This is a genomic window from Cupriavidus oxalaticus (assembly GCF_016894385.1).
GTDB lineage: Bacteria > Pseudomonadota > Gammaproteobacteria > Burkholderiales > Burkholderiaceae > Cupriavidus > Cupriavidus oxalaticus.
Window position 1 is genome coordinate 259,886 of record NZ_CP069811.1, and the last position, 26,732, is coordinate 286,617.

Consider the following 26,732-nt stretch of genomic DNA (forward strand, 5'->3'; position numbering starts at 1 on the left):
CCAATGTGGAAGTTTCGACTTGACCGCACTCTTCGCCGCAAGAGCAGCCTGCCTTGGCGAATGGTGGGGGCAGGAAGAGAGCGACACGGCTGCGGCAGGGCCTGCCGCACGCTGATGCTGCTTCTGCTTGCGGGACTCAGTGCCTGCGGGTCGCTTCCTCACAATGCTCCGCGCAATCTGCCTCAGGCCGCGGCTGGCAGCGCACCCGCGGCCCTGCGCGAACCCAGCGACTTCGCCGGCCCGACCACCGTCGCCATGTCGTTCTCTGGCGGTGGCACGCGAGCCGCAGCCTTCGCCTTCGGCGCGCTGCAGGGGCTCGACGCCATGAGAGGTCCTGCGGGCGCGTCCCTGCTCGACGACGTCGCCTTCATCAGCAGCGTGTCCGGAGGCTCCATCACCGCTGCGTACTACGGTCTGCACGGCAAGGCCAGCCTGGCGACCTTTCGATCCGTGCTCTTGAAGGACGGAGAGGCGGGACTTCGCTTCAGTCTCCTGAATCCGGTGAATCTTGCGCGCCTCTTCGCCGGGGGGCTCAACGATCGGGAGGATCTCCAGGCATGGCTCGACGAAGACGTGTTCAAGGGCGCGACGTACGCCGACATGTTCCGCCGCGGCAAGCCAGTCGTCTGGATCAACGCCACGAACATCTACTACCGGGTCGCGTTCCCATTCAGCCAGCTGGCATTCGATGCGCTATGCAGTGATCTCGCGAGCTTTCCCGTTTCCGAGGCCGTCGCCGCATCCATGGCGGTCCCGGTCTTCTTCGCACCGATCGTCCTCCAAAAGCATCCCGAGGCCTGTAGTGCACCGCTGCCGAACCTTGACCACGTCCAGGCGCCTGAACAGTCGCTGCTGGTTGGCGCGTTGGCAACTGCCGTTCGCGGTCACCGGGACCTTTCGAAGGGAAAGTACATCAAGCTGGTCGACGGCGGGGTGACCGACAACTACGGCCTGGCCACCATTTTGCAATCGCGCCTGCTGCTGGGCACGCCTTACGGACCCATGAGCGAGAACGATGCAATCAATATGCGGCGTCTGCTTTTCATCGTTGTTGACGCCGGCCAGGGCCCGCGCGGCGATTGGAACCACCGCCAGGATGGCCCATCCGGCATCGAAGTCGCAAACGCGGCCATCGACGCGGCAATGGCAACCACTGTCCGCATGACCTATGACGCCTTCATTCCCATGATGCAGCAATGGCGCGACGACCTCGTGGCGTACCGGTGCGGGCTGCCGCATTCCCGGCAGCAGGAGATCGCTGCGCGCCGCCCAGGCTGGCGGTGCAACGAAGTCGATTTCTTCGTCACGCGGATCTCGTTTGATGCCCTCGACAAGGAGCGTGCTGCAAGTCTGAACGATCTGCCGACCAGGCTTCGTCTGCCCGAGAGGGATGTCGATCGCCTGATCGAAGCGGGAAGGGATGCCATCCTTGGCAACCCGGTGATCCGCGAGTTCGAGCGCGAATCGGCTGCGGCGCGATAGTCCCGCGGCACGCGCCGGCTCCTTTTCACCAGTCTGCTAACCCTGCCTTGCGCCCGCCTGCCCCAATTAGCAGCGGGGTAGCGGAATTCGTGCGCCGGAAGCTGGAGGGCGTCAAAGCTTCCACCTTGTTCCAATAATGACGAAACGCCTGGACGCTTGCGAAGCCGCACCGCAACGCAATCTCGTCGACGGACAGCGTAGACGACGCCAACAATTGCCGAGCTCGCGACATGCGAAGCGCGAGTTGGTACTGCTTTGGCGTCGAGCCAGTTTCTTCGCTAAAGACGCGGGAAAGGTGCCTGACGCTGATCGCAAACCTGTGAGCGAATCGCGGATCCGAGACGGAAACGCCCAAATCCTTCGAGATCGCATCCTGGACGGCATGGATGAGTTGATTGCCATGGGATCGCGACTGGAACTGGGGATCGAGGTCCGGATCATTGCTGAATCGTCGAAACGGAACAACGTTCTCACGCGCAACGCGAATCGCTGCCTCATCTCCAAATGAATGCGCGACGAGTCTTAACGCTAGGTCAATACCCGAGGCGACTCCGGCCGAGGTCCAGACGTTGCCGTCGCGGACAAACACCCGGTTGTCGACTACCGAGGCCTTGGGATGACGTCGACGCAATTGCTTCACAAAGTGATGGTGCGTTGTGCACAGCCGCTCATCGAGGAGTCCGGCGTCACCGAGCAGGAACGCACCGGTGCAGATAGCCGCAACGGTGACATCTGGTGTTTGCTGCTCCACAAAAGCATGGCGCAGCCACGCCACTGTATCGCCCCACGAGCGAGATTTCATCAGAGTGTCCTGAAGCTTGCTGCCTATGACTAGCACCGCATCGCCACTCCTAAGGCGGGAAGGCAACTTCTCGACGTGCGCCAGGGCAACACCTTGAAAACTTCGCACGCTTGAATTCGGCCCGACGCATTGGACGGCTACCGGCGCGATACCCAGTTCGGCAACGCTCGACAAAACCTGGAGCGGCCCCGCCAGATCGAGCATATGCGCGTCAGGCAATACGAGGAAGTAGGCAGATTTCATTTCTTGCAGGGTCTGCAGGCACGCGCCTTCGATGGCCTAGTCTTTGCTTTGCGCGGACGATTATAGCGAAATCGTTCCGATTCATCGGCCTACACGGCACGTGCGTCAGTGGCCAAATACTTGTCAATGTTGTCCGAACGTTTGCTCGCTGAAACGCAGGCCGGCTCCTACGATCTCACCTATGCCTGAAAACAATACCAATCAACCGGCCGATACGCTTCACCTTGAGTGGTTGCCACGCCTTGGTGAACCGGAGGCCCGACACGTGGTCTCGCTTGTCGATTGCAAGACCGCTGATGGCGGCATGCCGCTGCTGCAAAGTGTGGCGCTGCAAGGCTATCAATTGACGAAGCACTTTCTGTACTATGTTGAACACCTTTTCTTCCATTGCCCGCTGCCAAAGTTCAAACGCGCGCTGCTGATCAACGTCTACGAGGAAGAGACCGGGCGCCTTTCCAAGACCGACAATCACGTCGCCCTTATGCAGAACTTCATGCGCTCGCTTGGCATTAGTGACGCTCAACGCGATGCGGAGCGTCCACTGCCCGGAACCGCCGAGCTAATCAACTACCGCCTGGATGCAGTACGCGACCCACCGAGGTACCACATCGGCGCGGCGGCCGTCATGATTGCGAGCGAGGGTCAGAACCTCGAGACGAAGGCTGGGGAGGCTCGTCACGAGTTGTTCGGGAAAGTCTATGAACTGGCGGCCGACGACCTTCTGTTCTTCTCCGTGCATCAGGTTGAGGATGTCGGTCACGTCGAGCAGGGTCTGAACCTTGTATCTGAATTGTGCACGACACCTCAGATGCAAGCAGATGCCCTGTTCGCTGTCGACCACACGTGCAAGCTCTTCTATGGCATGTACGAGAACATCTACGCGGAGTATCGCAGGAAGGTTCCCCGCACGTCGGCAGCAGTGAAGGCGGCTTGACATGAACGCCGCGCCGAGTTCCCGTTCGGTAACCTACTTGCTCATCGCCATTGGCTTCGCGGCCATGTTTGCGTCAACCGCAATCAAAGGGATCTATCAAGTCTACTTTGTTCCGTTGGCAGAGCACTTTGGACAAGGCCGAGCACAGTTTGCCTGGTCCGGCGGACTTTTCATGCTTGCCACTGGCGTAATGTCGCCAGTGGTCGGGGCATTGAGCGACAGAGTCGGGCCATTGCGCACCGTTGCGATCGGTGCATTCTCGGCCGGCATCGCGTGCCTGATCGTGGCAGTTTGCCATCAGTCGCTAGTGATCTTTACCGTCGCGTTTGGCGTCGTGGGCGCATTTGGACTTGCCGCCATGACTTTCGTGCCCATGGGAGTCCTCGTAGATCGCCTCTTTGAACAGCGCAAAAAGGGGCTTGCGTACGCGGTCATCACGAACGGCACGGCGGTTGGCTTCATCGTTCTCTCGCCGATTTGGATCTGGCTCCAACCTCAGGCAAGCTGGATGATTGTGTTCGCCTCGGTCGGACTTTCCTTCGCATTGCCAATCGCGGCCATCGTGTGGCTGGCCTCACGATTGGAACCTCCGACACATTCAGCGGAAAGTATAGACGAGCGGAAGGACGAACCATCCGCATGGGTCGTGGTGCGTCGAGATCCGGTCTTCTATATCCTGGCCACCGGGTTCTTTGGTTGTGGTGCAACGATGGCGTTCATCGACGTTCATCTTCTGGCTCACTGGCAGGACCAGGGCGTGCCGAGACTAGAGATGGGCTACGGCATGAGCACCCTGGGGGTGCTGGAGTTACTGAGTGGGCTCGCCTCAGGAGCACTCGCGCTGCGATTCGACAAGCATCGATTGCTGGCGCTCTTCTATGCCATGCGATCACTGTCGATGATTTTGCTTCTTACTCCGGGCGTCGGCGTGCTGCCGTTCGCGGTGATTTTCGGAGCGAGCTATCTTGGCACTGTCATATTGACGTCAATGTTCTGCTTCGACCGTTTTGGCAATCACATCAAAGGACGGGTCTTCGGACTGCTGTTCCTCATTCATCAGATAGGCGCATTTCTTTCTGTGCAACTGGGTGCGGCGTCATTTGAATCAAGTAGCAGCTACAGTAGCACGATCATGACGCTTTCCCTGCTCACTCTATTTGCTGCCGCACTCTCTTGGATCGGATTGCGGGGCAAAGCATCGAAAAGCGATGGGACCACACAACCGAACCGTGCGACGCTGCCAGCTACCAAGACAAACTAACAGGGCTTGATCATGAATGGGGCGATGACGCAGGCAGTGCGAACTGCGCAGTTCCAGGATTTGTCGGACGCCTATTGCGAGCCAATAGCGTTGACGTCGGCGTACGTGTTCAGTTCAGCAGCCGACGCTGCCAATAAATTCAGCGGTGTGTCCCGCGACAACGCATGGCAAGCTCACCGCGGACCAACGAAGACGGGCTGGGATTCGGGATTCTCTGGTGCGATTGTCCGTGGGTCTTGAGAATGTTGAAGACTTGCAGGCGGATATAGAGCAGGCATTTCTGAGTGCACGACTGGAGTCCAGTATGCCTGCCGCTACGCAGGTCGTCTACACATGACGATGCTCTATGCGGTGGCGGTCAGGTGCATGTTTGCTGGTGCATGTGTGCTGCCGCTGTTCATTGCTGCTTCGAGGATGCAGCTTCCCTCGCGGACGCGATTCATGCGTTTGTGCATTTTGATTCTGATCATTGTCGTAGCGATGGTGGATCCGACCGCGGCCTCCTTTGCGCGAGTGGATGGCACCTTGTTCTCTGCAGGCTGTGGCGGCTAGCCTGGTTCGAGTCTGATCACCCCTCTCGGCCATTCGTCATATCGATCTCAATAGCCCGTCGGGGTCGCTACACTTCTTTAAGCTCGCGGCCGCTGCCGAAAGTCCGTGGCCGTGTGAACGGCTACGCGACCACGTGGAAAGTGCCGCCCAACCTTCACCAAGGCAGGTTCGCTGGGGATGGGCAAGCACAGTGCTGGCCACAGGGGTGCGCCCACGACGGGTGGGGCATGTTCCAAGTCACTCACCGGCCGACGCCCCCTCCAGATTCCCCTAAAGTCTCCCACCGCCCCGCCGTTAACCCCCCAAGTCCCCCCGATTTCCCAAACAACACCCAAATCCCCCGCCTTTTCCCGTGAATGGGAAACCCCCCACGCTTCGATAATCCGTCCTGACGAATAGCGGCCTGCCGCTTCGCACGGAGCGTGGATGTCCGAAGAAAGCGATCTCGAGAAAACCGAACCCGCCTCACCCCGGCGTCTGGAAAAGGCGCGCGAGGAGGGGCAGGTGGTGCGTTCGCGCGAGCTGGCCACGTTCATCATGCTGATCGCCGGCGTGGTCGGGCTGTGGACGCTGGGCGGCCATATGGGCCGCAGCCTGAACCAGGTGATGCAGGGCGCGCTGCGCTTCGAGCGGGAAACCGCCTTCGATACCTCGCGCATGCTGTCCCGTTTTGGCCTGATGGTGTGGGACAGCCTGCTGGCCTTCCTGCCGCTGCTGCTGCTGTTCGGCGTGGCCGCGCTGGCCGCGCCGCTGATGCTGGGCGGCTGGGTGTTCTCGGCCAAGTCGTTCGCGCCGCAGTTGTCGCGCATGTCGCCGATCGCCGGGCTGGGCCGCATGTTCTCCGCCCATTCGCTGGTCGAGCTCCTCAAGGCGGTGGCGAAGTCGCTGCTGGTGGGCGCGGTCGGCGCCTGGGTGGTTTGGCAGCGCCTGCCGGAAGCCATCGCGCTGATGAATGCGCCGGTGCAGGAAGCGCTGCTGCACATGGTCGACCTGGTGCTGTACTGCTGCCTGGTGGTGTCGCTGTCGCTGCTGGTGGTGGCGGCCATCGACGTGCCCTGGCAGTACTGGGAGTTCTTCAAGAAGCTGCGCATGACCAAGGAAGAGGTCAAGCAGGAGTTCAAGGAGAGCGAGGGCGATCCGCATATCAAGAACCGCATCCGCCAGCAGCAGCGCGCCATGGCGCGCCGGCGCATGATGACCGAGGTGCCCAAGGCCGACGTGGTGGTGACCAACCCCACCCACTTCGCCGTGGCGCTGCGCTATGAGGAAGGCCGCATGGGCGCGCCGCGCGTGGTGGCCAAGGGCACCGGCGAAGTCGCCGCGCGCATCCGCGCGCTGGCCGCCGAGCATCGTGTGCCGCTGATGTCGGCGCCGCCGCTGGCGCGCGCGCTGCACCGCCACGTGGAGCTGGGCCACGAAATCCCCGCCGGACTCTATACCGCCGTGGCCGAAGTGCTGGCCTGGGTCTACCAACTGAAGCACTGGCACTACTCGCAGGGGCCGCAGCCGCAGGCGCCGTCGGACCTGCTGGTGCCTGATGAACTCGCCGTACCGGAAAGCCGCGAATGAACGCATTGAGCTCACTGTTGAACCTGCCTGGCCTGCGCGCGGCCGGCCAGATGAAGGCCTTCACGGGGCCGCTGCTGATCATCATGATCCTGGGGATGATGATCCTGCCGCTGCCGGCCTTCGTGCTGGACCTGCTGTTTACCTTCAATATCGCGCTGGCGATCATGGTGCTGCTGGTCAGCATGTACACGCAGAAGCCGCTGGACTTTGCCGCGTTCCCCGCGGTGCTGCTGTTTACCACGCTGCTGCGCCTGTCGCTGAACGTCGCTTCCACCCGCGTGGTGCTGCTCGAAGGCCATACCGGCCCCGACGCCGCCGGCAAGGTGGTGGAGGCGTTCGGCCACTTCCTGGTGGGCGGCAACTTTGCGGTCGGCATCGTGGTGTTCGCGATCCTGGTGGTGATCAACTTCATGGTCATCACCAAGGGCGCGGGCCGGATCGCCGAGGTGGGCGCGCGCTTCATGCTGGACTCGATGCCCGGCAAGCAGATGTCGATCGATGCCGACCTCAACGCCGGCCTGATCGACGAAGCCGCGGCCAAGAAGCGCCGCGCCGAAGTGGCGCAGGAATCCGACTTCTACGGCGCCATGGACGGTGCCAGCAAGTTCGTGCGCGGCGACGCCGTGGCGGGCCTGATCATCATGTTCATCAACGTCGCCGCCGGCATGGTGGTGGGCATGGTGCAGCACGACCTGGATTTCGGCACCGCCGTGCACAACTACACGCTGCTGACCATCGGCGACGGCCTGGTCGCGCAGATCCCGGCGCTGGTGATCTCCACCGCGGCCGGCGTGATCGTGTCGCGCGTGGCCAATGAGCAGGATGTCGGCGAGCAGCTGACCGGGCAGCTCTTCTCCAACCCGCGCGTGCTGTACCTGACCGCCGGCATCATGGGGCTGATGGGCATCATCCCGGGCATGCCGCATTTCGCCTTCCTGCTGCTGTCCGGCGCGCTGGTCTGGATGGGCCGCTACCTGTCGCGCAAGGCGGCGACGCAGCAGCAGGTCAGGCAGCGCGAAGAGCGCGCACCGGTGGTGGCGCAGGAATCGACCGAAGCCAGCTGGGACGATGTCTCGCTGGTCGACCCGCTCGGCATGGAAGTGGGCTATCGCCTGATCACGCTGGTCGACCGTGCGCAGGACGGCGAGCTGCTCGGCCGCATCAAGAGCATCCGCAAGAAGGTGGCGCAGGAAATCGGCTTTCTGGTGCCGGTGGTGCATATCCGCGACAACCTGGAGCTCAAGCCCAACGCCTACCGCATCACGCTCAAGGGCGTCGAGATCGGCCGCGGCGAAGCCATGCCGGGGCAGTGGATGGCGATCAACCCGGGCCAGGTCAGCGGCACGCTGCCGGGCGCGGCCACGCGCGATCCCGCCTTCGGCCTGCCGGCGGTGTGGATCGACGCGGGCATCAAGGAGCAGGCGCAGGCGTATGGCTACACCGTGGTCGATGCCAGCACCGTAGTCGCCACGCACCTGAACCACCTGATCCACATGCACGCGGCCGAGCTGCTCGGCCGCCAGGAAGTGCAGGCGCTGCTGGACCGCATCGCCAGGGATGCGCCCAAGCTGACCGAAGACCTGGTGCCCAAGACCATCTCGCTGACGGCGCTGCAGAAGATCCTGCAGAACCTGCTCGACGAAGGCGTGGCGATCCGCGACATGCGCACCATCCTCGACGTGGTGGCCGAGCATGCGCCCAAGATCAGCGACCCCAACGAACTGACCGCGATGGTGCGCGTGGCGATGGGCCGCGCCATCACGCAGCAGCTGTTCCCCAACAACGCCGACCTGCAGGTGATCGGCCTCGACGCCGGCCTGGAGCGGGTGCTGTCGCAGGCGCTGACCAACGGCGGCGGCATCGAGCCGGGCCTGGCCGATGCGCTGCTGCAGCAGACCCAGGGCGCGGTCACGCGCCAGGAGCAGATGGGGCTGGACCCGGTGCTGCTGGTGCCGTCGCAGCTGCGTCCGCTGATGGCGCGCTTCCTGCGCCGCACGCTGCCGCAGCTGAGGGTGCTGTCGCACGCCGAAGTGCCTGACAACCGCAATATCCGCGTCACCGCCATGATCGGCGCGTGAGTGTCACCCGACAGAGCCAACGACAGAGCCAACGATGAGCGTAGCCAAATTTGTCGCCGCCAACGGCCGTGAAGCCATGCGCCAGGTGCGCGAAGCCATGGGCCCCGATGCCGTGGTGCTGTCCAACCGCACCGTGGAGGGCGGCGTGGAGATCGTCGCCATGCGCGATGCCGACCTGGGCAGCGTATCGGCCAGTGCGCAGGCCTACGTGCCGCCAGCGCCGGCGATGGTAGTGGCGGAGACGCCTGCCATCGGCGACCTGCGCGGCGAACTGCAATCGATGCGCGCACTGCTGGAGCGCCAGCTTGCCGGCATCGGCAATGCGCCCACCGCAGCAGGCCATGGCGTTGCGGCGAGCGACCCGCTGCGCGAATCGCTGTTCGAATGGATGGTGGGCGCCGGCTTCTCCGGCCAGCTCGCGCGCACGCTGCTGGCGCGCCTGCCGCTGGGCTACGACCGTCCCGCCGCGATGACCTGGATCCGCAAGGAACTGGCCAGCAAGGTGCCGGTGCTGGGCGACGAAGACCACCTGTTCGCGCAGGGCGGCGTGCTGGCGCTGATCGGGCCCACCGGCGTGGGCAAGACCACCACCACCGCCAAGCTGGCAGCGCGCTTCGTGCTGCGCCACGGCGCCGACAAGCTGGCGCTGCTGACCACCGACAGCTTCCGTATCGGCGCGCATGAACAGCTGCGCATCTACGGCGACATCCTCGGCGTGCCGGTGCACGCGGTGAAAGACGCGGCCGACCTGCGCTTCGCGCTGGCGGCGATGAAGGACAAGCACCTGGTCATCATCGACACCGTCGGCATGAGCCAGCGCGACCGCAGCCTGTCGGAACAGATCGCGATGCTGGCCGGCGTGCCGGCGCCGGTGCAGCGCGTGCTGCTGCTCAACGGCGCCAGCCACGGCGATACGCTCAATGAAGTCGTGCATGCCTACCGCCACGATGCCGCGCCGGATGGCGGCGGTATCGACGGCTGCATCATCAGCAAGCTGGATGAAGCTACCCACCTGGGCTCCGTGCTCGACGTGGTGATCCGCCACCGCCTGCCGGTGTTCTATGCCTCCACCGGCCAGCGCGTGCCCGAGCACCTGGAACTGGCCAGCAGCACCGCGCTGGTCGAACGCGCCTTCCTGACGCCGCGCCGCGGCTCGGTCTTCGCCGATGCCGACGCCGCGCGCCGCCGCCAGGCGGTCGCGGACGAGCAGGCCGCGAAGGGCGGCGCCGACGACGTGCTGCGCTCGCTCACCGACAGCGCCGACGCGCTGGGCCAGTGCGTCGCGGAGCTCAACAACGCGGGTCTCGGCTTCGATCTGGCGCGCTCGCTGTGGCAGCAGCGTACCGCGGGCGATACCGAGCTGCGCGCGATGGCGCAGCAGGTACGCGAAGCGGTCTGCCGCGACGTCAACCGCGCCTGCGACCAGTATGTGCTGGCGCTGGCGGCCACGCTGCCGGTCAGCGTGCCCGGACGCCGCACGCCGCAGCCGCTGCAGCACACGCTGTGGCTGGGCGACCGCGACGGCACGCCGCTGGCCGCCACCATCACCGCCGCCGGCCGCGCCGGCCAGCCGCTGGGCGAGGCCGATGCCGAGGCCGCCAACCTGCGCGCGGCCATGAGCGCTGCGCGCAAGGTGGTCAACCTGATCGACGCGATGCCCTCGGCCGCCACGCTGGCGCGCTGGCAGCAGGCCGGCGAACGCTGGCTCGCGGGCGCGCGCAAGACCGTGCGCGTGGTCAGCGCGGGCGCCGCCTGGAAGCTCGACGCGCTCGCCGATACGCTGACCTTCCACGCCGTCGGCGACGCCGTCGTGCGCGAGCGTGACGCTGTGCGCTGGCTTGCCACCGCCGACGTGCGCGTGCCCGACAGCCCCGCACGTGGCAAGGGCGCCCCTGAAGGCGGCATCGATGCCTGCCTGGCGGTGGTGCGCCTGGTCGACCGCGCCAGCGGCGAGCTGCTCGATACCCGCTATTTGCTGTGCGACCCGGCGCTGGCGCCGGACGCGGCACAGGTGGCGCGCTGGGCGCCGTGGTCGGACACGGCCGAAACGCGCCTGCGCACGCTGCGCCATGCTGCCGATCATTTCGCGCAGGATGCCGACGCCGGCCACGCCGCCAGTGCCGCACTCGCTGCGCTGCAACTGGGCCTGTCCGTGCTGCGCCTCGAACACGCGCCAACCGCGACCGCGCCGTCATTCCTGGCACGGCTGGCCGGCCGCACCGTGCGTGCCGGCGCCGCGGTACCGGGCACCGTGCTCAATGAAGGCATGGGCCGCATGCTGGCGCTGCTCGACGTACTGGAGAACTACCCCGGCCGCGCCGCGGCGGCACCCGCTGTCGCGGAAGCGGCCGATGTCATGGGAGCCCTGCAGTGAGCACGCTTGCCATGGACCAGGCAGAAAGCCTGCGGCGCATGCTGGCGCCGCGCACCACGCGCCGCATTGCCGTGATCGCCAGCGAACGCGGCGCCGGCGCCACCACGGTGGCGCTGGGCCTGGCGCACGCCCTGGCGCTGCAGGGCGAGCGCGTACTGCTGCTCGACGAAGACCCGGCCACGGCGCGCGCGACCAGGCTCGCCGGCGCGACTCCGGCCGGCACGCTCGCCGACGTGCAGGAAGGACGCCTGCCGCTGGAAGCCGCGGCGGGTGCCGGCACCGGCGGGGCGGTTTCAGTGCTGCCGGCTGGCCGCCAGCGCGCGGGGCTCGAGGTGCCCGCCGCGGCGCTGTCGGCCTTCCGCAGCGTGCTGGTCGATGCCACCACCAATGCCGACGGCGCGCTGTCGCCCTTTGCCGGCGGCGCGCACAACGTGGTGATCGTGATGCGCCCGGAACTGGCGTCGATCACCGCCGCGTATGCCTGCATCAAGCGCCTGCACCACCTGTACGCGTGGCGCCGCTTCCACCTGGTGGTCAACATGGCCGCCACCGAAGCCGCCGTACAGGCGATCCTGCGCAACCTGGCGCGTACCGCCAGCCAGTACCTGGGCGTGGAAGTGCTGTGCGCCGGCTGGCTGCCGGCAGACCCGCTGGTGGCGCGCGGCGTGCAGCTCGGCCGCTGCGTGGTCGAGGCCTTCCCGGCTGCACCCGCGACCAGCGCGCTGCGCCGCACCGCCGGCAGCATCGGCGGCTGGCCGCTGCGCACCGAGACGCCAACCCCTGCGGCAACGCCCGTGCCGGCATGAGCGCCGCCCGAGCCATGCCTTACCAACGAACCAGACCCTGAGCCAGCCGGCGCGCCGCGTGGCGCGCCCGTCCAGCAATCCAGCATTCACGAGAATTGCACCATGTACACGATCGAGGGAAAGCTCGACCAGGCCGATGTGGTCAAGGCGCACGCACAGCTGGTGCGCCGCATCGCCCTGCAGCTGGCCGCCAAGCTGCCTGCCAGCGTGCAGATCGACGACCTGATCCAGGCCGGCATGATCGGCCTGCTCGACGCCGCCAAGCGCTATGAAGACACCCACGGCGCGCGCTTCGAGACCTACGCCAGCCAGCGCATCCGCGGCGCCATGCTCGACGAGGTGCGCGCCAACGACTGGCAGTCGCGCAGCCTGCGCCAGTTCACGCGGCGCATCGAACGCACCCAGCGCTCGCTGGAGCAGAAGCTCGGACGCACGCCGCTCGATTCCGAGGTGGCCGAGGCGATGGAAATGCCGCTGGACGATTACCAGGTCCTGCTCAACGAGGTCTATGGCTGCCAGTTGCTGCATTACGAAGATTTCGAGCGCTCCGGGGAAGAGGATTTCCTCGACCGCCATCTTGGCGGCAGCGACGACGGCAATCCGCTGACGGTGCTGATGGAAAGCGGCATGCGCCAGGCGCTGATCCGCGCCATCGACCGGCTGCCCGAGCGCGAGAAGCTGGTGCTGTCGCTGTGCTATGACCAGGAGCTGAACCTGCGGGAGATCGGGGCGGTGCTGGATGTGACCGAGTCACGGGTGTGCCAGATCCGGGGGCAGGCGATTACGCGGTTGCGGAATCAGTTGCGAGGGTTGTTGTGATGGCAGCTGGTGGCCTGCTCGCGCGCGGCGCTGTGGTCGTGCTGCTGGCTGCGTCGGCTTGTGCCTGGGCAGCGATTGAAGGCGGTACGCGGCATGCGTGGACCGGGTCGGTCAATGGGCCGGCGTTGCATGGGCGCGGGCAGCGGGCCGTGTCGGCGCCGATCCAGCCGGTGGGGGTGTTGCCGCAGGCTGAAGGCGTGATTACGACGGTGCGGTGGCGTTACAGCTTTGCGCAGACGCCGCCGGCTGAGTTGCAGGCATATCTCTGCAATGCGCAGCGGTGTGTGATGTTGCCTCAGGCCGAGGGGCAGACGTCCGCGTTCTCCGGGGATGATGCTACCAAGGGGTTTGTGTTTGCCTTTCGGGTGCCGGGGCAGGGGAGCCTGGTGCCGGTTTTGCAGGGGCGGAGTAATGAGGTGGTTGTCGGGTTTCGGTAGGCATTTGTTCTGCCTCGCGGATTGGCATCTGATCTAGGTGCCAGCAACAGGTCGCATACCGCCTAAGAATGCTTGCCCAGATGGGCCTGCATCAAGGCCGGCTCCAGCACGTTCCGCAATCTCCCGACGACCTCGCGCAACGTCAGCCGGCCGAGTTCGTTCTTCCACAGGAAAGCCTCCCAAACTGCCTGACGGGATGGGTCCAATGAAAACTCGTCGGTGAGGCCGACAGGAATCTGACTGGAAACGGCCATGCCCCTTCGGGCAAATGTCGCGGAGATTGCGTCGGCAAGGAGATGGGCATCCAGTGTTTCGCGCTCAAGCAAAACCCAAAGGTCGAAATAGTCCTTCAGGCGGCTGTTAGCCATGCCAAGCAGCGCAATGGCATGGAGTTTTTCCGAAACAACCGTGTAGATTGGATAGGTCCGCAACCGTGGCGCTGGCAGATCGTGGAGCAGCACCGGATAGGTCGCCTCCACAGGCCCGGGTGTTACCGCATCCCCGAATCCGATATCGATTTGCGTCCTGCAGCGCGCATTGGCCAGTGTGCCGGTGATCAGGATGCGCGCACCGGCATAGCCCGCTTCCTTGCGAATTTCATCGGTGGTGACCGATGCCGGATCGAAAGCGATGCCGTCGTTCACCGCAATACCAGCGATGTCGCGGAATGTCTTCGCAAGAGATTCCAGGTCACTGGCGCCAAAACCCAGCATGTCGGCGTCGCGCGTGGCACGGTGTGGCAAGTCGTACCAGAGCGTAAACAACAGTGCGCCTTTGAGAACAAAACGGTCGGCGTGTGCCGACCGGCTGAGTCGGTACAAGATGCGTTCCAGCGCGAAGCGAACCAGTACCTGATTGAAATCCACTCGCTGTGCCCTTGCAACATTCAGCAATCGTGCACGTACCGACGCCGGAAAATCTGCCTTCATCCTATTACCTCCAGATAGGGGCGCATGATGTTGGCAACGCGGCAGAGCTTGGCATAGCGCCAGAGATCATCCGCCGAGGCCTTCTTTTGACTCCTGGCATCCCTCAAGGCTTCCAGTGCCACGTCGAGACCTATCTTGTTGCGATGCTTGAAGCAATCTGCCACGGTTCTGGCGGCGCTATAGATGCGCACCCGGACGTTGTCGAGTTCGACCTCCTCGATGCCAGGAGAATAAGCATTCTCTGCAACCTGGATCATCTTCACGGGTGGATACTCGATCCTCGGCACATGGCTGCCGCGTGGCATGGTGATCCAGACGTGACGGGGCAGCTGGGTAGTGAGGCCGTGAAACTGCAGCGCTGAGAGCAGGCAAACGACTGCTTGCGGCACCTTCGTTGCAATGGCAGTGAGACTTTCATGTTCCGATCCTGAGCTGCCCGGCAACCGGTAAAGGCCGCGGGCTGCCTTCTCAATCAGGCCGGCGTCCACCATGCGCGTCAGCACGATCCGGGGAATGCCGATCGCGTCCAGTTCCGTCGCGCGCAGGAATACCTTGCCGGCAAACAGGCCGAGGACGCGTTGGGTCTGGGTGCTGGGCTGATCGAACGTGGTCATGGTCGCAGTATGTTCCAATATTTCGTCGATGTAAAACATATGACGAAAAAATGTAACATTTGCGTACAAGTTTTTGTGCTTGCCTGCATCTTCAGGGGGCTTGCTCTACACACCCAGCATGCATCTGCCGGGCCACACACGCAGTTCAGCCAGCCGCCAGGCTCACCCCGCCAACCCCAGCCGCCGCCTTCCCATCCCTCCCATACAACCCCACATCCCCCCCACTATGCTGCCGCAGCGCCTGAATCGCCTGCTGCGTGAAATCGAGATGCGCCTTGATGACCGCGCCATTCAGCGCATTGCCATCCCGCGTCACCCGCGCAGCAAAGATCAGCTTGCGCCAGGCCTGCGCCACGCCGGCATCGATCTCCCGGCCAAGCAACTGCCCATCCGCGCCAGCCCGCAGGCCAAGCGCCTGCATCTGCGCCTCCCGCGCCCGGACCTGCCGCGACAGCCCCTGACCCACTTCCACCTTGCGCGTCAGCAACTCGCTGAGCGCAGTGAAATCCCCGCGCTTGATGGCATCGCGCTCTTGCGCAAGAAGTTGCCCGAAAGCTTCAACACCTTCGGTTTCACGCTGCAGGGACTGGATCAGGCTTTGGCGCATGATTTCGCTATTGAGAGTCGGCCTGGCCGAGCTCGCGCAAGCTGGCGAGCAGGCCATCGGCAATCTTGCCCGGGTCGATCTTGATCCGGCCTTCGGCAATGGCCTGGCGGATTTCTTCGACCTTGGCGGTATCGATATCGTTGTCGGCTTCCTGCGTCAGGCGGCTGCTGATCTCGCGCACCTGCGCGGCCAGCGGGCTGACGCTCAGCCCGGAGGACGGCGTGGCGGCGCTGGCCGGCGCGGCCTGGGGCCGGGCGGCGGCGTCGCCTGCGGGCGCGTCGGCGGGCCGGGACGAGGTGGAATGGTTGATCTTCACGGGCGTTCCTTGCTGGTTTCCTATGGCATTACGGCCGCGGCGGGGAAATCTTTAGGGAACGTGCCCCAGGGGTGCGCCCCATATCGCCCGCACGGCAGGACCGGCGGCATTTTCGCATGCCGCGGTGCCATCTGAATCCGGCTGTCAGCCACGATGCATGGACTAAAAGTGCTTATTGCAGCACGACCGTATCGCCGCTGCGCACCAGGCCGTTGACCACCTGGCCGTTGCGCAGGCGAACCTGCACGGTGTTGCCAGTGGCGGCGTCGGCCAGCACCTTGCCCTCGCTGGAGATCTGGAACGCTTCACCCTCGACCGACACGGTGACGGTCTGCCCCTGGCGCACGGCGATGGCCTTGCGCAGCAGGTCGCTGCGCATGGGCGAGCCGGCGGCGATGCGGTTGGCGGCGACGGCGCCGGCGAGCTGGGCCGGGTCGGTGATGACCGCGCGCGGCAGCGTGGCCAGGTCGCCCTGGCGCACTTCGATGTCGGCCTGGCTGACCGGTTCGCCCGGACCCAGGGCGCGCGACGCAACATAGTAGTCGGTCAGCACCGACACGCGCGCCTGCATATAGCGCACCCACGGCCGCTCGCCGCCGCAGCGCACGCCGACCGAGACCCGGCCCCACGGCGATGCGCCGGCGGGCAGGAACGGGTCGGGCGACAGGCACTCCGGCGCGCGGCCACCCGACGGCGGCGCCACCTGCACGCTGACCTTGCCCGGCAGGCCGGCGGTCTGCTGCAGCAGGAAGCGCTCCACGGCAACGCGTGCGGGATCTTCGGTAAAGGGGCTCGCGGTGGCGGCGTGCTGGCCGGCCGGTGCATGCATGGCGACCGGCGTGACCTGCGCCGGCGCGGCGCCGGTGGCTCCGGCAAGGCACAGCAGGCACGCCGCCAGCAGGGCCTGCGCCTTGCGCGGGCCGTTGCGGCGGGAATAGCGGCGGAGGGTGCGGCGATTGGGGTTCATCAGTACTTCCCGGCAAGGACGGCTGGGCCTGCGCTGGCATGCCCGGCGCGCTGCCTCGTGACCGGCGGCGCGCCCCGTCTACATCAGTCATCGGGTTCCGATTGTAGGCAGCGCCTCGCGCGAGGGCGTGCCGAAATGCAAGGATTTCCTGTCCTTATTCATCCGATTGGCGCGACGGGCCCCCGCCTAAGATGGCACCCCTGAAGAAGGTCGTCCAGGGAGATGCCAGCATGATCGACAGACTCGACGCGTCGCTACGCTTCCAGCAGGAAGCGCTGAGCCTGCGCAACCAGCGGCAATCGGTGATTGCCTCCAACATCGCGCACGCCGACACCCCCGGCTACAAGGCCCGCGACTTCGATTTCGCCAGCACGCTGGCGCGGTCCGTGGAACGCGGCCATCGCAACGAAGGCATGTCGCTGTCGACCACCCAGGTGCGCCACCTGCCCGCGCAGGCGCCCACCCGCGAGGCGTTCGACCTGGCCTACCGCGTCCCGCTGCAGTCCAGCGCCGACGGCAACACCGTGGAAATGGATGCCGAGCGCGTGGCCTTCGCCGACAACGCGGTGCATTTCGAGTCGGGCCTGACGGTGATGAACTCGAAGATCAAGACCATGCTGGCGGCGATCCAGCAGTAAGCGAGCAACAGATCCAGCAGCAAGGAGAGAGCGCATGCCGGCAATGAACATCTTCGACGTCGCGGGCTCGGCCATGGCCGCGCAGTCGCAACGCATGAACGTGACCGCGTCCAACCTGGCCAACGCCGACAGCGTGGTCAGCCCCGACGGGCAGGCCTACCGTGCCAAGCAGGTCGTCTTCGGCATGGCGCCCACGCCCGGCCAGAGCGACGTCGGCGGCGTGCAGGTGGCCGGCATCAGCGAAGATCCGTCGCCGCCGCGCATGGTCCACAACCCCACGCATCCGATGGCGAACGCGCAGGGCTACGTGGTCATGCCCAACGTGAACCCGGTGGAAGAGATGGTCAACATGATCTCGGCGTCGCGCTCGTACCAGGCCAATGTCGAGGTGCTCAACTCCGCCAAGAACATGATGCTCAAGACGCTGACGATCGGCCAGTAAGGCCGGCCTGCGAGCACCGTCACCGATCGCAAACTGAACGCAACGCCGTAAGCCGACATGACAACCACCTCCTCGGTCAACAGCAACACCCAGGGCATCAACGATGCCCTCAAGAGCGGCAGCGCCAGCGCTTCCGAGCTCCAGAGCAACTTCCTGACGATGCTCGTCACGCAGATGAACAACCAGGATCCGCTCAACCCGATGGACAACTCGCAGCTGACTTCGCAGCTGGCGCAGATCAGCACGGTCAGCAGCATGCAGACCATGAACGCAACGCTGTCGCAGCTGCTGGCGCAGGTCAGCGCCAGCCGCGCGATGGATTCGGCCGCGCTGATCGGCCACACCGTGATGGTGCCGGGCACGCTGGTGTCGGTGACGGACGGCGTGGCGGGCAAGATCGGCGTGGACCTGCCGTCGACCGCCGACGCGGTGACCGTCGACGTGCTCGACAAGGACGGCAACGTGGTCCGCACCATTGACATGAAGGGCCAGACCGCGGGCGTGCACGACATCACCTGGGACGGCAAGAACGATGCCGGCAACCTGGTGCCGAACGGCGACTACACGTTCAAGGTCACTGCTACCGCCAACGGTACCTCGGTGCAGCCGGTGGCACTGACCTACGGCAAGGTCCAGAGCATCAGCGGCGACTCGACCGGGGTACTGGTCAACCTGGGCAACGGCCAGACCGCCAACGTCGACGACGTGCGGCGCATCCTCTAATCGCAGGCGCCCGCCGCGCGCCATATGCCAGCGGGCTTCAACGACAGCTAAAGCAAAGGAAGATAACCATGGGTTTCGGTCAAGGGGTAAGCGGCCTGAATGCCGCCGCGTCCAATCTCGATGTGATTGGCAACAACATCGCCAACGCCAATACCGTTGGCTACAAGCAGTCCGCGGCGCAGTTCGCCGACATCTACGCCGGTACCAAGATCGGCCTGGGCGTGCGCGTGAACTCGGTGGTGCAGTCGTTCAACCAGGGCAATATCGAGGCCTCGGGGCGTGCGCTTGACGTGGCCATCACCAACGGCAACGGCTTCTTCCGGATGACCAGCCCGGATGGCGCGGTCTACTACTCTCGCAACGGCCAGTTCCAGCGCCAGGAAGACGGCCGCCTCACCAACATGCAGGGCTTGCAGGTCACGGGATATCCACCGGGCGTGGCAGGCGGCGCGGGCGTGCAGCCGCAGCCGCTGACGATTAGCAATGCGCAGATGGAGCCGCAGGCGACCAGCCGCATCACCGCCAAGTTCCAGCTGGACTCGCGCGCCACGGTGCCCGGCACCGCCTTTGCCAGCTCGGCCGGCAACCCGCCGACCAGCGACATGTTCAACTACAGCACGGCGATCAATGTCTATGACTCGCTGGGCAACAAGCAGCAGCTGATGGCGTACTTCGCCAAGGTCGAGGACGCGGTCCAGCCGGCGCCTCCCGCGCCCCCGGTGGCGCCGCCCACGGTGGCCGGCGGCACGGACTGGCAGATGTTCGTGACCGACGTCAACGGCAACATGGTCGGCGGCGCGCCGGTCACGCTGGCGTTCGACAACGCCGGCGCCATGCAGTCGCCGGCAGCCGGCGCGATCTCGCTGACGCAGCCCGCGGCCAACGGCGCGCAGGCATTGAACATGGCGCTGGACCTGAGCGGCACCACCCAGTTCGGCGCCGACAACGACGTCAAGCAGCTGAGCCAGAACGGCTATACCTCGGGCAGCCTGCTGGGCTACACGGTGAACGCCGACGGCACCATCACCGGCAGCTACTCCAACGAACAGTCCAAGCCGCTGGGCCAGATCGTGATGGCCGCGTTCGGCAACGTCGAGGGCCTGAAGCCGGAAGGCGACAACGTGTGGTCGGCCACCGGCGCTTCCGGCGAGGCACTGCTGGGCGCGGCCGGCGGCAGCATGGGCACGCTGCGCTCGAACGCGGTGGAAGCGTCCAACGTCGACCTGTCGGGCCAGCTGGTCAACCTGATCGTCGCGCAGCGCAACTACCAGGCCAACGCGCAGACCATCAAGGCGCAGGACACGGTCATGCAGACCCTGGTCAACCTGTGATTGCCGAGCTGAACTGAGCCGCCGCCATGGACCGCATGATCTACACCGCCCTGTCGGGCGCCAAGCAGATACTCGACCAGCAAGCGGCGGTATCGAACAACCTGGCCAACGTGTCGACGCCGGGCTTCCGCGCGCAGGTCAACCTGTATCGCGCGGTGCCGGTGGTCGGGCCGGAGGCGGGCACGCGTGCCTTCACGCTGGCGTCCACGCCGGGCGCCGACATGCGCGCCGGGCCGCTCACCTATACCGGCCGCGCGCTCGACGTGGCGCTGCAGGGCAACGGCTGGCTGGTGGTGCAGGCGCCTGACGGCACCGAGGCCTATACCCGTGCCGGCGCGCTGCAGGTGGCGCAGGACGGCCAGGTGCAGACCCTGTCCGGCCTGCCGGTGATGGGGGACGGCGGCCCGCTGGCGGTGCCGCCGGGCTCGCAGGTCACCATCGGCACGGACGGCACCATCACCGCGCGCGGGCCGGGCGAAGCGTCGGCCGGGCTGGCCCAGGTGGGCCGGCTGCGCGTGGTCAACCCGCCCAACGATGCCATCGCGCGCGGCGACGACGGCCTGTTCCGCCTGCGCCCCGGTGCGCAGCCGCTGGAGGCCGATCCCACCGTGCGCGTGATCTCGGGCGCGCTCGAAGGCAGCAACGTCAATCCGACCGAAGCCATGGTCGAGATGATCGCCAACGCGCGCCGCTTCGAGATGCAGATGAAGATGATCCAGGGCGCGGACGGCAACGAGCAGCGCGCCAACCAGCTGCTGTCGACCAACTGACGCGGCGGCAAAACAGGACCGGAGCGCGGCGCGCCGATTGCGCGCCCCTCGCTCCAGCTACCAGCTACAAGAAAGATTCCCAGCAAGGACCACCATGATCCGCTCTCTCTGGATTGCCAAGACCGGCCTCGATGCGCAGCAGACGCAGATGGACGTGATCTCGAACAACCTGGCCAACGTGTCGACCAACGGCTTCAAGCGCGGCCGCGCGGTGTTCGAGGAACTGATGTACCAGACCATCCGCCAGCCCGGCGCGCTGTCGTCGGACCAGACCACGCTGCCCTCGGGCATGCAGCTGGGCACCGGCGTGCGCCCGGTCGCGACCGAGCGCATCCACACCCAGGGCAATCCGCAGCAGACCGGCAACAACAAGGACGTGGCCATCATCGGCCAGGGCTTCTTCCAGGTGGCGCTGCCGGACGGCACCACCGCCTACACCCGCGACGGCTCGTTCCAGGTGGACCAGAACGGCCAGCTGGTGACCTCCAGCGGCTTCGTGATCCAGCCCGCCATCACCATCCCGGCCAACACGCTGTCGCTGACGGTCGCGCGCGACGGCACGGTGTCGGTGACGCAGCCGGGCTCGAGCGCCAACGTGCAGGTCGGCCAACTGCAGCTTGCCACCTTCATGAACCCGGCCGGGCTGGAAAGCATGGGCGAGAACCTCTATGTGCAGACCGATGCGTCGGGCGCGCCGAACACCACCGTGCCGGGCCTGAACGGCGCCGGCGTGCTGCAGCAGAACTACGTGGAAGCGTCCAACGTCAACGTGGTGGAAGAGCTGGTCAGCATGATCCAGACCCAGCGCGCGTACGAGATCAACAGCAAGGCAGTGCAGACGTCCGACCAGATGCTGCAGCGCCTGGCGCAGATGGGTTGAGGGTTGTGGACATGGCCACCTTGCTGTCCCGCCTGGGCGCGCGTGCGCTGTACTGCCTGGCCGGCGTGGCAATGCTGGCCGCGAGCGGCTGCGCGCTGGTGCCGCGCGAGCCGCTGGTGCAACTGCCCACCACCGCGCGCGCCGAGCCGCGCCCGGTCGGTCCGGCCTCCGGATCGATCTACCAGTCATCGTATGCCGGCAACCCGCTGTTCGAGGACCGCCGCCCGCGCAACGTGGGCGATATCCTGACCATCGTCATCACCGAAAACGTCAACGCCAGCAAGAACTCAGGCACCAATACCAGCCGTACCGGCAGCACCACGCTGGCATTCGACGCCGTGCCGCGCGCGCTGGGCGGGCTGTTCGGCACCAGCCAGAATGCCGACATCAACGGCGCCAACACCATGAAGGCCAGCGGCGGCGCGAGCGCGGCCAACACCTTCAACGGCACCATCACCGTCACCGTGCTCGAGGTGCTGCAGAACGGCAACCTGGTGGTCTCCGGCGAAAAGCAGATGGCCATCAACCAGGGCGCCGAGTTCATCCGCTTCTCGGGCGTGGTCAATCCGCGCACCGTCACCGGCGACAACGCCGTGCTGTCGACGCAGGTGGCCGACGCGCGCATCGAATACACCGCCAAGGGCGTGATCGACGAAGCGCAGAACATGGGCTGGCTGCAGCGCTTCTTCCTCAATGTCTTACCGTTCTGAGCGCGCCATGTCCGCTTCCATGCTCGCCTATTTCCTGTCACGCCTGCTGCGCGTGAGCGTGATCAGCCTGGCGCTGGGCGTGGCCTTCGGCGCCTTCGCCACCGTCGCCAAGGCCGAGCGCCTGAAGAACCTGGCCACTTTCCAGGGCGTGCGCGACAACCCGCTGGTCGGCTACGGCCTGGTGGTCGGGCTGGACAACACCGGCGACCAGACCATGCAGACGCCGTTCACCACGCAGAGCCTGACCAACATGCTCTCGCAGCTGGGGATCACGCTGCCGGCGGGCAAGAACATGCAGCTCAAGAACGTGGCCGCGGTGATGGTCACGGCCACGCTGCCCGCGTTTGCGCAGCCCGGCAGCCAGCTCGACGTGGTGGTGTCGTCGATGGGCAACGCCAAGAGCCTGCGCGGCGGCACGCTGCTGATGACGCCGCTCAAGGGCGCCGACGGGCAGGTCTACGCCATCGCACAGGGGAACATGCTGGTGGGCGGCGCGGGCGCGTCGGCCAACGGCAGCAAGGTGCAGATCAACCAGCTCGCGGTGGGCCGCATTGCCAACGGCGCCATCGTCGAGCGCGCGGTCGCGCCGTTCCAGCCGGACGGCGGCGTGCTCAACCTGGAGCTGAAGGAAACCGATTTCGGCACCGCCGAGCGCGTGGTCGAAGCCATCAACCGCTCGATGGGCGGGGGCGTCGCCGCGGCGCTGGACGGCCGCACGGTGCAGGTGCGCGCTCCTGCCGCGCCGAACGCGCGCGTGGGCTTCCTGGCCCGCATCGAGAATATCGACGTGACCCCGGCCAAGGCCGCGGCCAAGGTGATCCTGAACGCGCGCACCGGCTCGATCGTGATGAACCAGGCGGTGACGGTGGAAGACTGCGCGGTCGCGCATGGCAGCCTGTCGGTGGTGATCAATACGCAGCCGGTGATCAGCCAGCCCGCGCCGTTCAGCGAGGGGCGGACCGTGGTCGCGCCGGTATCGCAGATCGACATGAGGCAGCAGGGCGGCTCGCTGCAGGTGGTCAAGGCGGGCGCCTCGCTGGCCGCCGTGGTCAAGGGGCTGAACGCGCTGGGCGCGACTCCGGCCGACCTGCAGACCATCCTGGAAGCCATGCGCGCCGCCGGTGCGCTGCGTGCGGAACTGGAAGTGATCTGACCATGAGCGCGTCCATGCCACCGCACGCCGCGGACCTGACGCAGCGCTTCGCGCTCGACACGCAGGGCTTCGAGGCGCTCAAGCACAGCGCGCGCAACGGTGCCGACACGGCGACCTTGCAGGCGGCCGCCAGGCAGTTCGAGGCGGTGTTCACGCAGATGGTGCTCAAGAGCATGCGCAATGCCACGCCGCAGGACGGGCTCTTCGACAACGAGCAGAGCAAGCTCTACATGTCGATGATGGACCAGCAGCTCGCGCAGCAGATGTCGTCGCGCGGCATCGGGCTGGCCGAGGTGATGGTGCGCCAGCTGGCGCGTGCCGCGGGCACGCCGATGCCGGCGGGCATGAATGCGATGACGCCGGCCGAATCCGGCCGTGCCGCCGATGCCGAGATGGCACGATTGCTCGACAGCCGCGGCGCCGTTTCCGCCGACGGCAGTGAAGCGGCGGACCTGCCTGCTGTCGGCACGGTGGTGCCGGGACAGAACTGGAATCCCACCGCGGGCTTGCGCCAGTACCAATCGCAGTTCCATGGCGACCGAGGCCAGGGCGGCGAGGCGCTCGGTCCGCTGCCTGCCGATGCGCCGGCTCACGTCAGCGCTTTCGTCGCGCGCATGGCGGCGCCGGCCGAAGCCGCGTCCCGTGCATCGGGCGTGCCGGCACGGCTGATCGTCGGCCAGGCGGCGCTTGAATCCGGCTGGGGCCAGCGCGAGATCCTGCATGCCGATGGCTCGACCACGTTCAACGTGTTCGGCATCAAGGCCGGATCGAGCTGGAAGGGCCGCGTGGCGGAGATTACCACCACCGAGTACGTCGACGGCCAGCCGCAGAAGGTGAAGGCCAAGTTCCGTGCGTATGGATCGTATGACGAAGCCTGCGCGGACTATGCGCGGCTGCTGACCAACAACCCGCGCTATGCGGGCGTGGTGAGCGCGGGGTCGGCGGAGGAGGCGGCGCATGGGTTGCAGCGGGCGGGGTATGCGACGGATCCTGCGTATGGGCACAAGCTGGTGAAGATCATGAAGAAGGTGGCGGTTTAACGCGCAGGCTGTAGCTGACACCGCCGGAACCAGGCTCCCCTCTCCCGCGAAGTGGGAGAGGGGTGGGGGTGAGGGCCGGAGCTGCCACGAAGTGAAGCGCTTCAGTACTGCCAGCGCCTGCCCTCACCCCCGGCCCCTCTCCCGCGCGCGGGAGAGGGGAGCAAACCGTCGCAGGCGGGCTGTATGTGGTTACCACTGTCGTGCGCCATCCCCCGCACTCCAGCCTAAAGTCCTACCTCAAACCGGCCGATAACTCCCACATCCACCACCGCCGCCCCAAGCCGCGGGCAGTCCAACGAATCCGGGATCAGAGCACGATGTCTCTCTTCAGTATTGGTCTTTCCGGCCTGAACACCGCGCAGAACGCGCTGACGACGACCAGCCACAACTTCGCCAACTCGGCGACTGAAGGCTATTCGCGCCAGAACACCATCGTGGCATCGGCCGGCGGCCAGTACACCAGCCAGGGCTTCTACGGCTATGGCTCCAACACCACCACGGTGATCCGCGTCTATGACGAGTTCCTGACCGGCCAACTGCGTGGCGCCACCTCCGCCAGCGCCTCGCTGGCGGCCTACTCCGACCAGATCGCCCAGATCGACAACCTGCTCGCCGACCAGAAGGGCGGCCTGGCGCCGCTGATGCAGAAATTCTTCGCCGCCGTGCAGGCAGTGGCCGATACGCCGGCCGACCCCGCCGCGCGCCAGGGCATGCTGTCCGCCGGCCAGGCCCTGGTCGGCCAGGTCCGATCCGCCAGCAACTACTTCAAGCAACTGCAGTCGGGCGTCAACGAGCAGGTCGGCACGGCAGTCACGCAAGTCAACGCCTACACCAGGCAGATCGCCAACCTGAACGGGGAAATCACGCGCCTGAAGGCCGCCTCCGGCGGCCAGCCGCCCAACGACCTGCTCGACCAGCGCGACCAGGCCGTTGCCGAGCTGACCAGACTGGTCGGCGCCAAGGTGGTGGTGCAGGATGGCGGCACCTACAACGTCTTCGTCGGCAACGGCCAGCCGCTGGTGATGGGCAACGATTCCTACGACCTCAAGGCAGTCGCCTCCGCCGCTGATCCCAACCGCACCGTGGTTGCCTACACCCTGCCCAACGGCAGCGTGTACGAGAGCGAGGCCGGTGCGATCACCGGCGGCTCGCTGGGTGGCCTGCTGCAGTTCCGCACCGAGACCCTCGACGCCGCGCAAAGCGCGATCGGCCGCCTGTCGCTGGCGATCGGCCAGAGCTTCAATGCGCAGCACAAGCTGGGCATGGACCTGAACGGCGCCATCGGCACCGACATGTTCGAGCTGGGCACCGCTACCGTGCTGCCCAACGCCAACAATGCCGTCAAGACCACGGTTGCCACTGCCACCATCGACGACGCGTCGGCGCTCACCACCAGCGACTACAAGCTGCAGTTTGATGGCACCAACTACACGCTGACGCGCCTGTCCGACAACCAGCAGGTCATCGCACCGGTGCCGGCGGCATCCGCCAGCTATCCGCTGACCTTCTCCGCCGAAGGCTTCAGCGTCTCGATCAACGCCGCGATGGGCGCCAACGACTCGTTCACGATCCAGCCGACGCGCAATGCCGCCACCGGCTTCGACATGGCGATCAGCGATCCCGCCAAAATCGCCGCGGCCTCGCCGGCGCGCGCCGACGCGGCGGCTGGCAATACAGGCGGCGCCACGGCCAGCTTGACCAATGTGACGGCGCCCTTCGCGATTCCGACTGGCAAGATCACCGCCACCTTCGACGGCACCAACTACGTCTTCACGGATGCCGACGGCACGGTCCTCGCGGGTACGCCCCCTGGCACCGATATCGACTTCACCATCAACGGCCTCACCTTCACCTTCAGCGGGACGCCCAAGGCGGGTGACAAGTTCGAACTTGGCGGCAACGCCGGCGGCGTCAAGGACAACGGCAACATGCTGAGCCTGGCCAAGCTACAGAACGCCAAGACCATCGGCGGCGTGTCCAGCTTCAGCGATGCCTACGCACAGCTGGTCAACGATGTCGGCACGCGTGCCAAGTCCGTCAAGATCGCCTCGGCGTCGCAGGACAGCATCACCACGCAGATCAAGACCGCCCAGCAGTCGGTGTCAGGCGTCAACATGGACGAGGAAACCGTGTCGATGCTGCGCTTCCAGCAGCTGTACCAGGCCAACGCCCGCGTGATCCAGACGGCCAGCTCGCTGTTCGACACCATCATCGGCATCGGCAGGTAAGCGCCGCCGGCACGTCAACGAATCCGA

27 protein-coding genes are annotated in these 26,732 nt (G+C 65.9%); 21 read left to right on the forward strand and 6 right to left on the reverse strand.

What is annotated here, in order from left to right:
- Positions 1-114: 114 nt before the first annotated feature.
- Entirely contained in the window at positions 115-1,482 is a 1,368-nt protein-coding gene (locus JTE92_RS01135) for a patatin-like phospholipase family protein (protein WP_232353394.1), read from the forward strand.
- Between the two features lie 25 nt (positions 1,483-1,507).
- Here the strand turns inward: JTE92_RS01135 and JTE92_RS01140 are convergent, their stop codons facing one another.
- Positions 1,508-2,527: a GlxA family transcriptional regulator gene (locus JTE92_RS01140; protein ID WP_063241008.1), complete on the reverse strand. Its 1,020-nt coding sequence runs from the start codon at positions 2,525-2,527 to the stop codon at positions 1,508-1,510.
- A gap of 181 nt (positions 2,528-2,708) precedes the next feature.
- On the opposite strand from JTE92_RS01140, the gene JTE92_RS01145 reads away from it, so the two are divergent.
- The 10 genes from JTE92_RS01145 (at position 2,709) to JTE92_RS01190 (ending at position 13,357) form a co-directional block, all read left to right on the forward strand.
- The gene (locus JTE92_RS01145) at positions 2,709-3,461 is read left to right on the forward strand and encodes an iron-containing redox enzyme family protein (RefSeq protein WP_084254762.1); all 753 of its coding nucleotides are present in this window, start codon (positions 2,709-2,711) and stop codon (positions 3,459-3,461) included.
- A gap of 1 nt (position 3,462) precedes the next feature.
- A complete protein-coding gene (locus tag JTE92_RS01150) occupies positions 3,463-4,722 on the forward strand; it encodes an MFS transporter (protein WP_063241007.1) in 1,260 nt (419 codons plus the stop codon).
- A gap of 145 nt (positions 4,723-4,867) precedes the next feature.
- Positions 4,868-5,059 carry a PLP-dependent transferase gene (locus tag JTE92_RS30740; protein WP_198065777.1) on the forward strand — a complete coding sequence of 64 codons (192 nt, stop codon included), beginning with the start codon at positions 4,868-4,870 and terminating at the stop codon, positions 5,057-5,059.
- Positions 5,056-5,274, forward strand: a complete 219-nt coding sequence (locus JTE92_RS01160) for a hypothetical protein (protein WP_063241006.1) — start codon at positions 5,056-5,058, stop codon at positions 5,272-5,274. Before JTE92_RS30740 ends, JTE92_RS01160 begins: the two co-directional genes overlap by 4 nt.
- A gap of 426 nt (positions 5,275-5,700) precedes the next feature.
- Positions 5,701-6,843: a flagellar biosynthesis protein FlhB gene (gene flhB / locus JTE92_RS01165; protein ID WP_063241005.1), complete on the forward strand. Its 1,143-nt coding sequence runs from the start codon at positions 5,701-5,703 to the stop codon at positions 6,841-6,843.
- Entirely contained in the window at positions 6,840-8,921 is a 2,082-nt protein-coding gene (flhA, locus tag JTE92_RS01170) for a flagellar biosynthesis protein FlhA (RefSeq protein WP_063241004.1), read from the forward strand. The genes flhB and flhA overlap by 4 nt, the downstream gene beginning before the upstream one ends.
- A 34-nt stretch (positions 8,922-8,955) precedes the next feature.
- Positions 8,956-11,295, forward strand: a complete 2,340-nt coding sequence (flhF, locus tag JTE92_RS01175) for a flagellar biosynthesis GTPase FlhF (protein WP_063241003.1) — start codon at positions 8,956-8,958, stop codon at positions 11,293-11,295.
- 11 nt (positions 11,296-11,306) lie between these two features.
- Positions 11,307-12,101, forward strand: a complete 795-nt coding sequence (locus JTE92_RS01180; protein WP_063241088.1) for a MinD/ParA family ATP-binding protein — start codon at positions 11,307-11,309, stop codon at positions 12,099-12,101.
- 102 nt (positions 12,102-12,203) lie between these two features.
- Entirely contained in the window at positions 12,204-12,920 is a 717-nt protein-coding gene (locus JTE92_RS01185; protein WP_063241002.1) for an RNA polymerase sigma factor FliA, read from the forward strand.
- Positions 12,920-13,357, forward strand: coding sequence for a flagellar protein FlhE (locus JTE92_RS01190; RefSeq protein ID WP_063241001.1), 438 nt, complete (start codon positions 12,920-12,922; stop codon positions 13,355-13,357). Before JTE92_RS01185 ends, JTE92_RS01190 begins: the two co-directional genes overlap by 1 nt.
- A gap of 62 nt (positions 13,358-13,419) precedes the next feature.
- On the opposite strand, the gene JTE92_RS01195 is transcribed toward JTE92_RS01190, so the two are convergent.
- The 5 genes from JTE92_RS01195 to flgA form a co-directional block, all read right to left on the reverse strand.
- A complete protein-coding gene (locus JTE92_RS01195) occupies positions 13,420-14,286 on the reverse strand; it encodes a nucleotidyl transferase AbiEii/AbiGii toxin family protein (protein ID WP_063241000.1) in 867 nt (288 codons plus the stop codon).
- A complete protein-coding gene (locus JTE92_RS01200; RefSeq protein WP_063241087.1) occupies positions 14,283-14,900 on the reverse strand; it encodes a type IV toxin-antitoxin system AbiEi family antitoxin domain-containing protein in 618 nt (205 codons plus the stop codon). Before JTE92_RS01200 ends, JTE92_RS01195 begins: the two co-directional genes overlap by 4 nt.
- Before the next feature lie 145 nt (positions 14,901-15,045).
- Positions 15,046-15,507 (reverse strand): flagella synthesis protein FlgN, encoded by a 462-nt coding sequence (locus JTE92_RS01205; RefSeq protein ID WP_063240999.1) that lies wholly within the window; start codon positions 15,505-15,507, stop codon positions 15,046-15,048.
- A 7-nt stretch (positions 15,508-15,514) separates the two neighbouring features.
- A complete protein-coding gene (flgM, locus tag JTE92_RS01210; RefSeq protein ID WP_063240998.1) occupies positions 15,515-15,823 on the reverse strand; it encodes a flagellar biosynthesis anti-sigma factor FlgM in 309 nt (102 codons plus the stop codon).
- 172 nt (positions 15,824-15,995) lie between these two features.
- Positions 15,996-16,790 carry a flagellar basal body P-ring formation chaperone FlgA gene (gene flgA, locus JTE92_RS01215; RefSeq protein ID WP_063240997.1) on the reverse strand — a complete coding sequence of 265 codons (795 nt, stop codon included), beginning with the start codon at positions 16,788-16,790 and terminating at the stop codon, positions 15,996-15,998.
- Between the two features lie 230 nt (positions 16,791-17,020).
- Here flgA and flgB point away from each other — a divergent pair, with 230 nt between their 5' ends.
- The 10 genes from flgB to flgK all read left to right on the forward strand — a co-directional run bounded on the left by flgB (position 17,021) and on the right by flgK (position 26,705).
- The gene (gene flgB / locus JTE92_RS01220) at positions 17,021-17,428 is read left to right on the forward strand and encodes a flagellar basal body rod protein FlgB (RefSeq protein ID WP_063241086.1); all 408 of its coding nucleotides are present in this window, start codon (positions 17,021-17,023) and stop codon (positions 17,426-17,428) included.
- Positions 17,429-17,462: 34 nt separating this feature from the next.
- Complete coding sequence (flgC, locus tag JTE92_RS01225) at positions 17,463-17,870, forward strand: flagellar basal body rod protein FlgC (protein ID WP_029048751.1); 408 nt, start codon at positions 17,463-17,465, stop codon at positions 17,868-17,870.
- A 57-nt stretch (positions 17,871-17,927) separates the two neighbouring features.
- Positions 17,928-18,593 carry a flagellar hook assembly protein FlgD gene (gene flgD, locus JTE92_RS01230; RefSeq protein ID WP_063240996.1) on the forward strand — a complete coding sequence of 222 codons (666 nt, stop codon included), beginning with the start codon at positions 17,928-17,930 and terminating at the stop codon, positions 18,591-18,593.
- Between the two features lie 68 nt (positions 18,594-18,661).
- Positions 18,662-19,924, forward strand: coding sequence for a flagellar hook protein FlgE (gene flgE / locus JTE92_RS01235; protein ID WP_063240995.1), 1,263 nt, complete (start codon positions 18,662-18,664; stop codon positions 19,922-19,924).
- Positions 19,925-19,950: 26 nt separating this feature from the next.
- Positions 19,951-20,694 carry a flagellar basal-body rod protein FlgF gene (gene flgF, locus JTE92_RS01240; protein ID WP_063240994.1) on the forward strand — a complete coding sequence of 248 codons (744 nt, stop codon included), beginning with the start codon at positions 19,951-19,953 and terminating at the stop codon, positions 20,692-20,694.
- Between the two features lie 94 nt (positions 20,695-20,788).
- A complete protein-coding gene (flgG, locus tag JTE92_RS01245) occupies positions 20,789-21,574 on the forward strand; it encodes a flagellar basal-body rod protein FlgG (RefSeq protein ID WP_063240993.1) in 786 nt (261 codons plus the stop codon).
- An 11-nt stretch (positions 21,575-21,585) separates the two neighbouring features.
- Entirely contained in the window at positions 21,586-22,284 is a 699-nt protein-coding gene (flgH, locus tag JTE92_RS01250; protein ID WP_063240992.1) for a flagellar basal body L-ring protein FlgH, read from the forward strand.
- Entirely contained in the window at positions 22,268-23,437 is a 1,170-nt protein-coding gene (locus tag JTE92_RS01255) for a flagellar basal body P-ring protein FlgI (RefSeq protein WP_063240991.1), read from the forward strand. Before flgH ends, JTE92_RS01255 begins: the two co-directional genes overlap by 17 nt.
- A gap of 2 nt (positions 23,438-23,439) precedes the next feature.
- Entirely contained in the window at positions 23,440-24,477 is a 1,038-nt protein-coding gene (flgJ, locus tag JTE92_RS01260; RefSeq protein ID WP_063240990.1) for a flagellar assembly peptidoglycan hydrolase FlgJ, read from the forward strand.
- Positions 24,478-24,794: 317 nt separating this feature from the next.
- The gene (gene flgK / locus JTE92_RS01265) at positions 24,795-26,705 is read left to right on the forward strand and encodes a flagellar hook-associated protein FlgK (protein ID WP_063240989.1); all 1,911 of its coding nucleotides are present in this window, start codon (positions 24,795-24,797) and stop codon (positions 26,703-26,705) included.
- Positions 26,706-26,732 lie beyond the last annotated feature (27 nt).

Coding starts and splice junctions, on each gene's coding strand:
- flgH (WP_063240992.1), top strand. CDS start 21,586: ATGGCCACCTTGCTGTCCCGCCTGGGCGCGCGTGCGCTGTACTGCCTG.
- flgE (WP_063240995.1), top strand. CDS start 18,662: ATGGGTTTCGGTCAAGGGGTAAGCGGCCTGAATGCCGCCGCGTCCAAT.
- flgK (WP_063240989.1), top strand. CDS start 24,795: ATGTCTCTCTTCAGTATTGGTCTTTCCGGCCTGAACACCGCGCAGAAC.
- flgG (WP_063240993.1), top strand. CDS start 20,789: ATGATCCGCTCTCTCTGGATTGCCAAGACCGGCCTCGATGCGCAGCAG.
- JTE92_RS01190 (WP_063241001.1), top strand. CDS start 12,920: ATGGCAGCTGGTGGCCTGCTCGCGCGCGGCGCTGTGGTCGTGCTGCTG.
- flhF (WP_063241003.1), top strand. CDS start 8,956: ATGAGCGTAGCCAAATTTGTCGCCGCCAACGGCCGTGAAGCCATGCGC.
- flgA (WP_063240997.1), bottom strand. CDS start 16,790: ATGAACCCCAATCGCCGCACCCTCCGCCGCTATTCCCGCCGCAACGGC.
- JTE92_RS01255 (WP_063240991.1), top strand. CDS start 22,268: ATGTCTTACCGTTCTGAGCGCGCCATGTCCGCTTCCATGCTCGCCTAT.
- JTE92_RS01205 (WP_063240999.1), bottom strand. CDS start 15,507: ATGCGCCAAAGCCTGATCCAGTCCCTGCAGCGTGAAACCGAAGGTGTT.
- JTE92_RS01180 (WP_063241088.1), top strand. CDS start 11,307: ATGGACCAGGCAGAAAGCCTGCGGCGCATGCTGGCGCCGCGCACCACG.
- JTE92_RS01145 (WP_084254762.1), top strand. CDS start 2,709: ATGCCTGAAAACAATACCAATCAACCGGCCGATACGCTTCACCTTGAG.
- flhA (WP_063241004.1), top strand. CDS start 6,840: ATGAACGCATTGAGCTCACTGTTGAACCTGCCTGGCCTGCGCGCGGCC.
- flgF (WP_063240994.1), top strand. CDS start 19,951: ATGGACCGCATGATCTACACCGCCCTGTCGGGCGCCAAGCAGATACTC.
- flgD (WP_063240996.1), top strand. CDS start 17,928: ATGACAACCACCTCCTCGGTCAACAGCAACACCCAGGGCATCAACGAT.
- JTE92_RS01200 (WP_063241087.1), bottom strand. CDS start 14,900: ATGACCACGTTCGATCAGCCCAGCACCCAGACCCAACGCGTCCTCGGC.
- JTE92_RS01135 (WP_232353394.1), top strand. CDS start 115: ATGCTGCTTCTGCTTGCGGGACTCAGTGCCTGCGGGTCGCTTCCTCAC.
- JTE92_RS01195 (WP_063241000.1), bottom strand. CDS start 14,286: ATGAAGGCAGATTTTCCGGCGTCGGTACGTGCACGATTGCTGAATGTT.
- JTE92_RS01140 (WP_063241008.1), bottom strand. CDS start 2,527: ATGAAATCTGCCTACTTCCTCGTATTGCCTGACGCGCATATGCTCGAT.
- flgB (WP_063241086.1), top strand. CDS start 17,021: ATGATCGACAGACTCGACGCGTCGCTACGCTTCCAGCAGGAAGCGCTG.
- JTE92_RS01160 (WP_063241006.1), top strand. CDS start 5,056: ATGACGATGCTCTATGCGGTGGCGGTCAGGTGCATGTTTGCTGGTGCA.
- flhB (WP_063241005.1), top strand. CDS start 5,701: ATGTCCGAAGAAAGCGATCTCGAGAAAACCGAACCCGCCTCACCCCGG.
- flgC (WP_029048751.1), top strand. CDS start 17,463: ATGCCGGCAATGAACATCTTCGACGTCGCGGGCTCGGCCATGGCCGCG.
- flgJ (WP_063240990.1), top strand. CDS start 23,440: ATGAGCGCGTCCATGCCACCGCACGCCGCGGACCTGACGCAGCGCTTC.
- JTE92_RS01150 (WP_063241007.1), top strand. CDS start 3,463: ATGAACGCCGCGCCGAGTTCCCGTTCGGTAACCTACTTGCTCATCGCC.
- JTE92_RS01185 (WP_063241002.1), top strand. CDS start 12,204: ATGTACACGATCGAGGGAAAGCTCGACCAGGCCGATGTGGTCAAGGCG.